This window comes from Citrobacter sp. MGH106 (assembly GCF_001037495.1).
GTDB lineage: Bacteria > Pseudomonadota > Gammaproteobacteria > Enterobacterales > Enterobacteriaceae > Citrobacter > Citrobacter murliniae.
In genome coordinates this window covers 1,690,221-1,702,090 of the sequence record NZ_KQ089822.1, presented here as the reverse complement: position 1 = coordinate 1,702,090, position 11,870 = coordinate 1,690,221, and the positions used below count along the sequence as shown (strand labels likewise).

Here is an 11,870-nt window from a genome sequence, read left to right as displayed (position 1 = left end):
GTGAACAATTTAATGATCGACCTCGAATCCATGGGCAAAAAACCGAATGCCCCTATCGTCTCCATTGGTGCCGTGTTCTTCGATCCGCAAAGCGGTGAACTGGGTCAGGAGTTTTACACCGCCGTTAACCTTGAAAGCGCTATGGAGCAGGGAGCGGTACCGGATGGTGACACTATTCTGTGGTGGTTAAGACAAAGCTCAGAAGCGCGATCAGCAATCTGTGTTGATGATGCGATGCCGATATCATCTGCCCTATCTGAACTGAGCCATTTCATTAATCGGCATTCTGATAACCCTAAATATTTAAAAGTTTGGGGCAATGGAGCTACTTTCGACAACGTTATATTGCGCGGCGCATATGAGCGTGCCGGCCAGGTTTGCCCGTGGCAATTTTGGAATGATCACGACGTCAGAACCATCGTCACATTGGGCAGAGTTGTAGGTTTCGATCCTAAGCGTGATATGCCATTTGATGGGGTTGCACATAACGCACTGGCTGATGCCCGCCACCAGGCGAAATATGTTTCAGAGATTTGGCAGAAACTAATCCCAACCACCAGCAACAGCTAAAGTTTTCCCCGGGTGCAGCCGGGATAATGGAGAAATAATTATGAGCAATATTTTCCAGTTAGCTCCCAACGATTGGGTTTGTGAAAGCGTTCTGATCGCGGTTACCGGGCTCAAACCCGGAACCATCCTCCGTGCCAGAAAAGAGTGCTGGATGGTTGGGAGGGAATATATCCACGTCTCGCCTGACGGGAATCCAAAACCGTCCAGTGAGTGCATGTATAACAGAAAGGCTGTAGATGCCTGGGTCGCTTCAATGAAATGCAAGCAGCCAGGGTGATTTGATGCCATGAAAAAGGTAAGCTCGTATCGCTCTTGGGCGTCTGGAGGTAACACCAATGGATAAAGTCACATATCCAACAGGCGTCGAAAACCACGGTGGCACTTTACGCATCTGGTTTAATTTTAAAGGTAAGCGTGTCAGGGAAAGTCTCGGTGTCCCTGACACCGCTAAGAACAGGAAGATAGCCGGGGAACTGCGGACATCAGTATGTTTTGCCATCCGCACAGGAACCTTTGATTATGCAACCCAGTTTCCTGACTCCCCTAACCTCAAGGCTTTTGGTGTAAGTAAAAAAGACATTACAGTGAAAGAACTTGAAGAAAAATGGCTGGACCTGAAACGGATGGAAATCTGCGCGAACGCATTCAATCGCTATGAGTCTGTCGCAAGGAATATGGTGCCGAGGATCAGAGGTAATCGCCTGGTGTCAGCAGTAACCAAAGAGGAATTGCTGTATCTCAGGAAAGATTTGCTAACTGGTTACCAGAATCCGACGAAAAACAAAGCCCCGGCAAAAGGGCGAAGCGTTGTTACTGTGAACTATTACATGACGACAATGGCCGGAATGTTTCAGTTTGCTGCGGATCACGGTTACTTAGAGGTGAACCCATTCGAGGGAATTAAGCCTCTGAAAAAAGCCAGGGCAGAACCAGATCCTCTGTCTCGTGATGAATTTATTCGCCTGATAGATGCATGCCGGCATCAGCAGACGAAAAACCTGTGGTCATTAGCAGTGTACACAGGAATGCGTCACGGGGAACTGGTCTCCCTGGCCTGGGAAGATATCGATCTGAAAGCTGGAACAATTACCATCAGGCGTAATTATACGAAACTTGGTGAGTTCACTCTACCAAAAACAGAGGCAAGCACAGATCGAGTGGTGCATCTTATCCAGCCAGCAATCAGTATCCTGAAAAATCAGGCTGAAATGACAAGGCTGGGCAGGCCATATCACATTGAAGTGCAGTTACGTGAGTACGGCCGTTCGGTAAACCATGAGTGTACATTCGTCTTTAACCCGCATATGGTCAGACGCAGTAAGCAGGTCGGATTTATCTACCGGGTCGATTCTGTAGGCGACTCATGGGAAGCGGCATTAAAGCGTGCAGGGATCAGACACAGAAAGGCGTACCAGTCACGGCATACCTATGCGTGCTGGTCATTATCTGCTGGTGCAAACCCGAGTTTTATTGCCAGTCAGATGGGGCACGCTAGTGCGCAAATGGTTTTCAATGTGTACGGCGCATGGATGGCAGACAATAACGCAGAGCAGATCGCAATGCTGAATCAGAAGCTGGGTGATTTTGCCCCATTGATGCCCCATAGACCACAAACTAGCAGTAGAGGATTATTAAAATCAGCAAGTTAACCACTAACGCCCGTCATGTTAACTGTGTGGAAGGCAATACTACTCTGTACGCGCTGCCGAAAGTCGATATCGTTTCTCGCTGGCATGCTCAAACCACAGACGCGTTTCGGTTCTGCTTTAAGTTTCCAGCCACAATTTCGCATCAGGCCGCGCTGCGTAACTGCGACGATTTAGTGCAGGAATTTTTAACGCGGATGTCCCCGCTGGAAGCACGGATTGGGCAATACTGGCTACAGTTACCCGCGACTTTTGGCCCGAGTGACCTCAATGCCTTGTGGCATTTTCTCGATACGCTCCCCGCAACCTTTACCTACGGCGTTGAAGTGCGTCATCCCGCGTTTTTTGCCAAAGGCGAGGAAGAGAAACAACTTAATCGCGGTCTGCATGAGCGTGGGGTCAATCGGGTCGTTTTAGATAGCCGCCCGGTACACGCGGCAATCCCTCATACTGAAGCCATACGCGATGCGCAACGTAAGAAACCGAAGGTGCCGGTTCATGCCGTAGTGACAGCAAACAATCCGATGGTACGGTTTATCGGTAGCGATGATATGCCGCAAAATCAGCAATTTTTTGCCGTCTGGCTGGCAAAGCTATCGCTCTGGCGGCAGACCTCAACGCCATATCTGTTCTTGCATACGCCCGACATCGCACAAGCGCCACAACTGGTGGATACGCTATGGAGCGATCTGCGCACCGTGCTGCCAGAGATCGGATCAGCGCCATCTATTCCACAGCAATCTTCTCTTTTCTGAAAATGCCACCTATCATAGACAGTGCCATCAGCCATTTTAAAGGGAGTTTGTATGGTAAGCGCGCTTTATGCCGTATTAGGTGCGTTATTGTTGATAAAGTTCTCCTTTGACGTCGTTCGCCTGCGTATGCAGTATCGCGTTGCCTATGGCGACGGCGGCTTTAGTGAACTGCAAAGTGCTATCCGCATTCATGGTAATGCAGTGGAATATATTCCTGTCGCATTAGTGCTGCTGTTATTTATGGAAATGAACGGCGCAGAAACGTGGATGGTGCATATTTGCGGGCTTATTTTGATTGCCGGTCGACTGATGCATTATTACGGATTCCACCACCGCCTGTTTCGCTGGCGTCGTTCTGGCATGAGCGCCACCTGGTGTTCACTGTTGCTAATGGTGCTGGCGAATCTTTGGTATATGCCCTGGGAGTTGGTTTTCTCCCTGCATTAGCGCACAATACGCCACTTTATTTTTCCCGGATTTTTACGTTATGTCTCACCGCGACACGCTTTTTTCTGCGCCTATCGCCAGTCTGGGTGACTGGACCTTTGATGAACGGGTAGCTGAAGTCTTCCCGGACATGATCCAGCGTTCCGTTCCCGGCTACTCAAACATCATTTCAATGATTGGTATGCTGGCCGAACGTTTCGTGCAACCCCACTCACAGATCTATGATTTGGGCTGCTCTCTGGGCGCTGCGACGCTCTCGGTGCGTCGCAATATTCATCATGATAATTGCAAAATTATCGCCGTCGATAATTCCCCGGCGATGGTCGAACGTTGCCGCCGCCATATTGATGCCTATAAAGCACCGACTCCGGTCGAGATTGTCGAGGGAGATATTCGCAACATCACTATTGAAAACGCCTCTATGGTGGTGCTGAATTTTACCCTGCAATTCCTTGAGCCAGCTGAGCGCCAGGCATTGTTGGATAAGATTTATCAGGGGCTGAATCCCGGCGGCGCACTAGTGCTGTCAGAGAAATTCAGCTTCGAAGATACCCACGTTGGCGAACTGCTGTTCAACATGCACCACGACTTCAAACGGGCAAATGGCTACAGCGAACTGGAAATCAGCCAGAAGCGCAGCATGCTGGAAAACGTGATGCTGACCGACTCTGTTGAAACTCACAAAGCGCGTCTGCGCAAGGCCGGCTTTGAACACAGCGAACTGTGGTTCCAGTGCTTCAATTTTGGTTCTCTGGTAGCGCTGAAAGCTGAGGTTTCTGCATGATCGACTTTGGTAACTTTTATCAGCTAATCGCCAAGAATCATCTTTCTCATTGGCTGGAAACACTACCGGCGCAAATTGCCGCCTGGCAGCGAGATCAACATGGCTTGTTTAAGCAGTGGTCGAACGCGGTCGAGTTTTTACCGGAGCTGACGCCACATCGTCTGGATTTACTGCACAGCGTGACCGCCGAAAGTGCAGAGCCACTGAGTGAAGGGCAGCGCAAACGCATCGATACCCTGATGCGTAACTTGATGCCGTGGCGTAAAGGGCCCTACTCGCTGTACGGTGTGAATATCGATACCGAATGGCGCTCTGACTGGAAATGGGATCGCGTTTTGCCGCATCTGTCTGATCTAACCGGGCGAACCATTCTTGATGTTGGCTGTGGCAGCGGATACCACATGTGGCGCATGATTGGCGCAGGTGCGCATCTGGCGGTAGGGATTGATCCGACACAGCTGTTCCTGTGTCAGTTTGAAGCGGTACGTAAGCTTTTAGGCAACGACCAACGCGCACACCTGCTGCCGCTGGGTATTGAGCAGCTTCCGGCGCTAAAAGCATTTGATACCGTTTTCTCGATGGGCGTGCTTTATCACCGCCGTTCTCCGCTGGAACATCTCTGGCAGTTGAAAGATCAACTGGTACAAGATGGTGAACTGGTGCTGGAAACGCTGGTGGTCGAAGGTGACGAAAACACCGTGCTGGTGCCGGGTGACCGCTACGCGCAAATGCGTAACGTCTATTTTATTCCTTCTGCGCTGGCGCTTAAAAACTGGCTGGAAAAATGTGGATTTGTCGATGTGCGTATCGCTGACGTGAGTGTTACCAGCACAGAAGAACAGCGCCGTACCGAGTGGATGATTACCGAATCACTGGCCGACTTCCTTGACCCGAACGACCACAGCAAAACGGTTGAAGGCTACCCCGCCCCATTACGTGCGGTTTTGATTGCGCGTAAACCGTAATGGATTGCCAGATAGCTGTTACGTATAGCACCACTTCTCCAAAATAGTTCAAGTTGCAGCAAGGCAGCCAACACCGCTGCGGCTTGGAATATGAAGGAGAAAAAAAGGCCCCTGTTGAAATTGCAGGGGCCTGGTACGAGCAAGCATCATATTGGGCGACATGATGCAACGGTAAAAATCAGCTGGCCTGATGGCATGCAATGATTGCTTTCATTTCAGCAACCGCCGCCCCGTCTACCGCATAGCGGGAATATTCATCCGCTTGTGCATCCGAAGACATCGACAACCCCGAATTGCGATAACGCATGGGTGAAGCCAGCCATACTCCGGCAGAACTGTGGACTTCCTGCACTCCGGCGTCGAGGAACTGCGACAAATTCGCGGCGCGAACCCCCGCTCCGGCCATAATGATTGGAGCACCCTCCTGCGCAATAAGTTCCATTATTTTTGTTAAACCTTGCTGTGCGTCTGATTTTTGACCAGAAGTCAGTACTCTTGCGATGCCCAATTGAGATAAATTTTTCAGTGCATTTAATGGGTTAGAACACATATCAAAGGCCCGGTGAAAGGTGACGCTTAACGGGCCGGCGGCAGCCATTATTTTTTCCATACGCGGCATATCGATATTGCCATCGACATCTAATACGCCGGTAACCACCCCTGAGAACCCCAACTCTTTGACCATAGCGATATCATCAAGCATCGCGGCAAATTCCCCATCGGTATAACAAAAATCCCCCCCACGCGGACGGATAATTGGGTTAACAGGGATGGAAACGTGCTGACGTACTGACCGCAATACGCCCAGAGACGGCGTTAAGCCTCCCTCCTTGGGGGCAGAGCAAAGTTCTATGCGATCCGCGCCATATTGCTGCGCTGTGCGCGCACACTCCATGCTGTAACAGCAGATTTCCAGCAATGCCATACTCACTCCTGTTGTTCGCTTGCCACAATCGCTTCAATTGACCACGGATGAAACTTGATGGTCACATTACCATCGCTAACCGCCAGCGTCGGATTCGGTAAACGCTCACGCTCTCCTTTCGGCGAACTGGTCTTGACGAATATTCCCGGCTGACTTAATCCCTCATCACACAGCAGTGCCAGTGCCCGGGTATTAAGTAATTCCGGGTCGCCAGGCAGAACGATTTCAATATGCTCCCAACCCTCGTGCGGGTAACGCTTCTCACCCGGCCATGGCAACTCGACAACTGTAAACTGCCAGTGTGCTACACAAACCGGCTCATTCAGTTTGAACAGGCAAATGGGTCTGCCGTTAATGATATTTTCCGACAGCAGTTCGCCACACTGTTCGAATCCCCGGCGCCAGCGCTCTGCGGTAGTATTTTGATGACAGCGCAGAGAAATGTGATCGGCTTCAAGCGATGAGATATCCAGACCAAGACGGGTGGAAAGCTCCGTTAACGCCTGAGTGAAATGCGGTAAATCTGCGGAAATATCATGCAGTTCTTCAACAGTCTGCCAGTTAGCCATATTGAATGCTCATATCCATATTCAAAGCCGCTAATTTACTCTGTTGCGCAGCCCCATCCAACTGCTGATTTTTTCAGATACAACATGAATAATTATACGTAATTACATTGTTTATATTTCAGTCAGCCGGCGACACTCGCAATGCTGACGGCAACGGCCATTTGCAGTATACTCCCGCCCTAAATTCTTAAACTGGTGCGGTGTACATCAACCCGCTTCATAAATGTAAGGTATTCCGGTGAATATTCAGGCTCTTCTCTCAGAAAAAGTCAGTCAGGCCATGATTGCTGCAGGCGCGCCTGCAGATTGCGAACCACAGGTTCGTCAGTCAGCAAAAGTACAGTTCGGCGACTATCAGGCCAACGGCATGATGGCAGTTGCTAAAAAACTGGGTATGGCGCCGCGACAACTTGCAGAGCAGGTGCTGACTCATCTGGATCTCAACGGGATTGCCAGCAAAGTTGAAATCGCTGGCCCGGGCTTTATCAACATTTTTCTCGATCCGGCATTTCTGGCGCAACACGTCCAGCAGGCGCTGACTTCCGAGCGTTTGGGCGTCACCCAGCCCGCTAAACAAACCGTTGTCGTCGACTACTCTGCGCCTAACGTGGCGAAAGAGATGCACGTTGGTCACCTGCGCTCTACCATCATCGGTGACGCGGCGGTACGTACACTGGAGTTCCTTGGTCATAATGTGATTCGCGCGAACCACGTCGGTGACTGGGGTACGCAGTTCGGTATGCTCATCGCGTGGCTGGAAAAACAACAGCAGGAAAATGCCGGAGAGATGGCGCTGGCCGATCTTGAAGGTTTCTACCGCGATGCAAAAAAACATTACGACGAAGATGAAGAATTCGCCGAGCGCGCCCGTAGCTATGTGGTGAAATTGCAAGGTGGCGATGCCTATTTCCGCGAGATGTGGCGCAAGCTGGTGGACATCACCATGTCGCAGAACCAGTTAACCTACGATCGTCTGAACGTCACTCTGACGCGCGATGACGTGATGGGTGAAAGCCTGTACAACCCAATGCTGCCTGGCATTGTTGCTGACCTGAAAGCCAAAGGTCTGGCCGTTGAGAGTGAAGGCGCAACCGTTGTATTCCTTGATGAGTATAAAAACAAGGAAGGCGAACCGATGGGCGTTATCATTCAGAAGAAAGATGGCGGCTATCTCTACACCACGACTGATATCGCTTGTGCGAAGTATCGTTATGAAACGCTGCACGCCGATCGTGTACTGTATTACATCGACTCCCGCCAGCATCAGCATTTAATGCAGGCATGGACTATCGTGCGTAAAGCAGGTTACGTGCCAGACTCCGTACCACTGGAACACCACATGTTCGGTATGATGCTCGGTAAAGACGGTAAACCGTTCAAAACGCGTGCCGGCGGTACGGTAAAACTGGCCGATCTGCTGGATGAAGCGCTGGAGCGCGCACGTCGCCTGGTGGCTGAAAAGAACCCGGACATGCCTGCCGACGAACTGGAAAAACTGGCGAATGCGGTCGGTATCGGCGCGGTGAAATATGCAGATCTGTCAAAAAACCGTACTACCGACTACATCTTCGACTGGGACAACATGCTCGCCTTTGAAGGCAATACCGCACCGTATATGCAGTATGCCTACACCCGTGTGCTGTCAGTTTTCCGTAAAGCGGATATCGATGAAAGCGCGCTTGCCAGTGCGCAGGTCATTATCAGCGAAGATCGCGAAGCCCAGTTGGCGGCCCGCCTGCTGCAGTTTGAAGAAACACTGACCGTTGTTGCGCGCGAAGGTACGCCGCACGTGATGTGTGCCTACCTGTACGACGTTGCCGGTCTGTTCTCTGGCTTCTACGAACATTGTCCAATCCTCAGCGCTGAAAACGAAGAGATCCGTAACAGCCGCCTGAAACTGGCACAGTTAACGGCGAAAACGCTGAAACTGGGTCTGGATACACTGGGTATCGAAACCGTAGAACGCATGTAAGCATATTAAAAAATACCAGGCCTGAGTTCGTAATCCGGACTCAGGCCTTTTTTATTTCCGGACATGCTGGTCTGAAACAATTCACAAGGAATGACACATTTCCATCGAGAGATGGAACATCTTTTGTCTGTTATCCCGTTTCAGCCTCCGTATCATTAGGCGGCGAATTAATCGGGTACGGGTCAATGACATTCAGAGATTTTGCAGCGGAAGAGAAACTCTTTCAGCGACGGGTAATGGTGGCCTTTGGCCTGGTGGTCATCTGTTTTGGCATCCTTGTCTATAACCTCTACAACTTACAAATTCGCGAGCACCAGTATTACACCACCCGCTCGAATGCCAATGACATCAAAATGCTGCCTGTCGCCCCAACACGCGGCATCATTTACGATCGCAACGGTATCCCACTGGTACGCAACGTCACCTGGTACGATATTTCAGTTACCCCTTATAAGATCAACGACATGGATACACTGCTAAAACAGTTAACGCCAATTGTTGACCTTACTGCGGATGATATTGACCAGTTTCGCCATGATCTGAAATCCAGCAGCCGCTATCGCCCTGTGGTGCTTAAAAATGCGCTGACCGATGTGGAGATCGCCCGCTTCTCGGTTAACCAGTTTCATTTCAGCGGCGTCACCATCAACAGCTATGAAGATCGCCAGTACCCTTATGGTGCAGAGCTGGCGCATGTACTCGGCTATGTCTCTAAAATCAACGACAGCGATCTAAAAGCGCTGGATAAAAAAGGGCTGGCAGAAAATTATGCCGCCGACCATAACATCGGCAAACAGGGAATTGAGCACTACTATGAAAACGATCTGCACGGTAAAACCGGGTATCAGGAAGTTGAAGTGGATAACCACGGACGCATCGTGCGCTTGCTAAAAGATGTACCGCCTGTCGCCGGTAAGGATGTTCATCTGACGCTGGATTTACACTTACAGGAATATATTGAGAGCCTGTTGGCAGGTCAGCGTGCCGCCGTACTGGTTGAAGATCCGCACGACGGCTCAGTGCTGGCCATGGTGTCGAATCCCAGCTACGACCCGAATCCGTTTGTAAAAGGCATTAGCTACCAGGACTATAACAAGCTACTACAGGATAAAGACCTGCCGCTGATAAACCGCGTCACGCAGGGGTTGTATCCCCCCGCCTCAACCGTAAAACCATACATGGCAATGTCAGCCTTATTGAGCGGAGTAATCACGCCACAAACCAGCTTCTTCGGCGCCCCGACCTGGACGCTACCCGGCACTGAACGCCATTACCGTGACTGGAAAAAAACCGGTCACGGTATGCTGGATGTGACCAAAGCAATAGAAGAATCTGCCGATACATTCTTCTATCAGGTGGCATATATGATGGGCATAGACCGGATACACAACACGCTCAGTCAGTTTGGCTACGGTAAACCCACCGGCATCGATCTCGATGAAGAGTACGACGGTCTGTTACCAAGCCGCGACTGGAAACAGCGGGTACATAAAAAAGCCTGGTATCAGGGTGATACGATTTCAGTCGGCATTGGTCAGGGTTACTGGATAGCCACGCCGATCCAGATGGTGAAAGCCATGGTGGCGCTGATTAACAATGGGAAAGTGATCTCCCCTCACCTGTTACAAGATGAAGAAAGCGGCAAATCCGTCACACCTTATCAGGCACCAAAAACGTCAACACAAATTGCCTCTGCCGCATCTCCCTATTGGGGGCTGGTGCGTCAGGCGATGTTTGGCATGGCGAATGAACCGAACGGCACGGGTTACAAATTTTTCCACACCGCGCCCTACGGTATTGCCGCTAAAAGTGGCACATCACAGGTTTTTAGTTTGAAGGAAAACCAGACCTACAATGCGAAGATGATCCCCATCCGCTTGCGGGATCATGTGTTCTATACCGCTTTTGCTCCGTATAAAAACCCGAAAGTCGCAGTGGCGTTGATTCTCGAGAACGGCGGCAGCGACGGTGTTACCGCCGCACCGATAATGCGTCAAATCATGGATCATCTGTTTGCGCCGCAGGAGAGCAACACACCATCAGATGCCACAGCAACACCAGGCCCGATCATTGCGGCGTCATCGGGCCTCGCCATCAAAAATACTTACGCAAGTATTCGGTAAGACACAACATCGCCATCGCCTGTCCATAAGGCATCGAGGTCAGCGGGATATGGCGATAAAAATCGAGGTTGTGCCCCATCCCGGTACCAAAGGAGGTTTGCAGCAGTTCACCTTCCGGCGAAATATGTTTCACAATGCCTCTGATGGCCTTCTCCGCCACAGCCGCGTATTCCTGACCGACATAGCGTTTACGCACTGCTTTCAGGATCCCATAAGCAAACCCCGCAGTGGCCGAGGATTCCAGATAAGAGTGCGGATCGTCCAACAACGTATGCCATAAACCACTCTCATCCTGACATTTCGCCAGAGCTGCAATCTGCGCGTTCAACACCTGTGCCAGATAGCGGCGAACCGCATTATTTTCCGGTAAATCTACCAGTTCGAGGAAGTCAGGAATAACGATAGTTAACCAGCTGTTCCCGCGCGCCCAGCGCGCGTTGGCGAAGTTATGATGCCCTTCATAGTTCCAGCCGTGAAACCACAGCCCCGTTTCTTTATCCATCAGGTTTTGTACATGCAACAGGAACTGATACGTCGCTTCTTCGACATATTCTGGTCGGTTGAGCAATTGACCAATCTTCGCCAACGGTAAAACCGTCATCATCAGCGTGTCATCCCACATCTGCTGATGATTCTCTTCCGCCAGCGTAATGTGCTGCATGCCGCCGAAGTCAGTACGCGGCATTTCATACATTGCCCACTCAGCCCAGGAATCAAGCCACGGTAAATAAGCGGGATTACGCGTTTCTTCATAGCGATACGCCAGCGTCAAAAACGGTGCCATGGTGTTGACGTTTTTGGTGGTAGCCCCTTCAGCAAAGCGGTCGGCAAACCAGCTGTCGATGGTATCGCGCATCGTTTCATCGCCAGTTTGCTGATAATACTGATACATTCCGTACAAGCCGACACCGTGCGTCCACTCCCATCCAGCCCATCCTTTGGTATCAATGACGCGTCCATCGTCCAGTCGCAACAAGAACTCACCTGTTTGATCATTGATATTGATAAGGTTATGGGTCACCTTCTTAATAAGGTTTTTTAATTCATCTCTGGCAATAAAATGTTCTGGCTGACGCAACAACGGACTGTGTTTCACCGGGTAAACAATCATCTA

Annotated in this window: 12 protein-coding genes; 9 read left to right on the top strand and 3 right to left on the bottom strand. The window is 50.6% G+C overall.

Features of this window, described 5'->3' with window-relative positions:
• The 7 genes from SK36_RS08055 to cmoB are packed head-to-tail and all read left to right on the top strand — an operon-like array spanning position 1 to position 5,167.
• On the top strand, positions 1-570 hold the full coding sequence (locus tag SK36_RS08055; RefSeq protein ID WP_048221260.1) for a 3'-5' exonuclease: 570 nt from the start codon (positions 1-3) through the stop codon (positions 568-570).
• Positions 571-610: 40 nt separating this feature from the next.
• Positions 611-847 carry an excisionase family protein gene (locus SK36_RS08050; RefSeq protein ID WP_046669980.1) on the top strand — a complete coding sequence of 79 codons (237 nt, stop codon included), beginning with the start codon at positions 611-613 and terminating at the stop codon, positions 845-847.
• 58 nt (positions 848-905) lie between these two features.
• Positions 906-2,219, top strand: a complete 1,314-nt coding sequence (locus SK36_RS08045) for a tyrosine-type recombinase/integrase (protein WP_048221259.1) — start codon at positions 906-908, stop codon at positions 2,217-2,219.
• Positions 2,198-2,971 (top strand): DUF72 domain-containing protein, encoded by a 774-nt coding sequence (locus SK36_RS08040; protein WP_048221258.1) that lies wholly within the window; start codon positions 2,198-2,200, stop codon positions 2,969-2,971. The genes SK36_RS08045 and SK36_RS08040 overlap by 22 nt, the downstream gene beginning before the upstream one ends.
• Before the next feature lie 51 nt (positions 2,972-3,022).
• Entirely contained in the window at positions 3,023-3,418 is a 396-nt protein-coding gene (locus SK36_RS08035; protein WP_016153418.1) for an MAPEG family protein, read from the top strand.
• A gap of 40 nt (positions 3,419-3,458) precedes the next feature.
• Positions 3,459-4,202 carry a carboxy-S-adenosyl-L-methionine synthase CmoA gene (cmoA, locus tag SK36_RS08030; RefSeq protein WP_045444142.1) on the top strand — a complete coding sequence of 248 codons (744 nt, stop codon included), beginning with the start codon at positions 3,459-3,461 and terminating at the stop codon, positions 4,200-4,202.
• Positions 4,199-5,167 carry a tRNA 5-methoxyuridine(34)/uridine 5-oxyacetic acid(34) synthase CmoB gene (gene cmoB / locus SK36_RS08025; RefSeq protein WP_045444145.1) on the top strand — a complete coding sequence of 323 codons (969 nt, stop codon included), beginning with the start codon at positions 4,199-4,201 and terminating at the stop codon, positions 5,165-5,167. Before cmoA ends, cmoB begins: the two co-directional genes overlap by 4 nt.
• A 178-nt stretch (positions 5,168-5,345) precedes the next feature.
• Here cmoB and cutC read toward each other — a convergent pair whose 3' ends face one another.
• Both cutC and SK36_RS08015 read right to left on the bottom strand, forming a co-directional pair.
• Positions 5,346-6,092, bottom strand: a complete 747-nt coding sequence (gene cutC / locus SK36_RS08020) for a copper homeostasis protein CutC (RefSeq protein ID WP_045444147.1) — start codon at positions 6,090-6,092, stop codon at positions 5,346-5,348.
• 2 nt (positions 6,093-6,094) lie between these two features.
• Positions 6,095-6,661, bottom strand: a complete 567-nt coding sequence (locus SK36_RS08015) for a VOC family protein (RefSeq protein ID WP_045444150.1) — start codon at positions 6,659-6,661, stop codon at positions 6,095-6,097.
• Positions 6,662-6,899: 238 nt separating this feature from the next.
• On the opposite strand from SK36_RS08015, the gene argS reads away from it, so the two are divergent.
• Together argS and mrdA are read left to right on the top strand one after the other, a co-directional pair.
• Positions 6,900-8,633 (top strand): arginine--tRNA ligase, encoded by a 1,734-nt coding sequence (gene argS, locus SK36_RS08010; protein ID WP_048221257.1) that lies wholly within the window; start codon positions 6,900-6,902, stop codon positions 8,631-8,633.
• Positions 8,634-8,818: 185 nt separating this feature from the next.
• Positions 8,819-10,756: a penicillin-binding protein 2 gene (gene mrdA / locus SK36_RS08005; RefSeq protein WP_048221256.1), complete on the top strand. Its 1,938-nt coding sequence runs from the start codon at positions 8,819-8,821 to the stop codon at positions 10,754-10,756.
• Here mrdA and bglB read toward each other — a convergent pair.
• The gene (bglB, locus tag SK36_RS08000; protein ID WP_048221255.1) at positions 10,728-11,867 is read right to left on the bottom strand and encodes a beta-galactosidase BglB; all 1,140 of its coding nucleotides are present in this window, start codon (positions 11,865-11,867) and stop codon (positions 10,728-10,730) included. The two genes, mrdA and bglB, sit on opposite strands and share 29 nt — an antisense overlap.
• Positions 11,868-11,870: the final 3 nt, after the last annotated feature.

Coding starts and splice junctions, on each gene's coding strand:
- SK36_RS08050 (WP_046669980.1), top strand. CDS start 611: ATGAGCAATATTTTCCAGTTAGCTCCCAACGATTGGGTTTGTGAAAGC.
- SK36_RS08045 (WP_048221259.1), top strand. CDS start 906: ATGGATAAAGTCACATATCCAACAGGCGTCGAAAACCACGGTGGCACT.
- SK36_RS08035 (WP_016153418.1), top strand. CDS start 3,023: ATGGTAAGCGCGCTTTATGCCGTATTAGGTGCGTTATTGTTGATAAAG.
- cmoA (WP_045444142.1), top strand. CDS start 3,459: ATGTCTCACCGCGACACGCTTTTTTCTGCGCCTATCGCCAGTCTGGGT.
- cmoB (WP_045444145.1), top strand. CDS start 4,199: ATGATCGACTTTGGTAACTTTTATCAGCTAATCGCCAAGAATCATCTT.
- cutC (WP_045444147.1), bottom strand. CDS start 6,092: ATGGCATTGCTGGAAATCTGCTGTTACAGCATGGAGTGTGCGCGCACA.
- SK36_RS08015 (WP_045444150.1), bottom strand. CDS start 6,661: ATGGCTAACTGGCAGACTGTTGAAGAACTGCATGATATTTCCGCAGAT.
- mrdA (WP_048221256.1), top strand. CDS start 8,819: ATGACATTCAGAGATTTTGCAGCGGAAGAGAAACTCTTTCAGCGACGG.
- bglB (WP_048221255.1), bottom strand. CDS start 11,867: ATGATTGTTTACCCGGTGAAACACAGTCCGTTGTTGCGTCAGCCAGAA.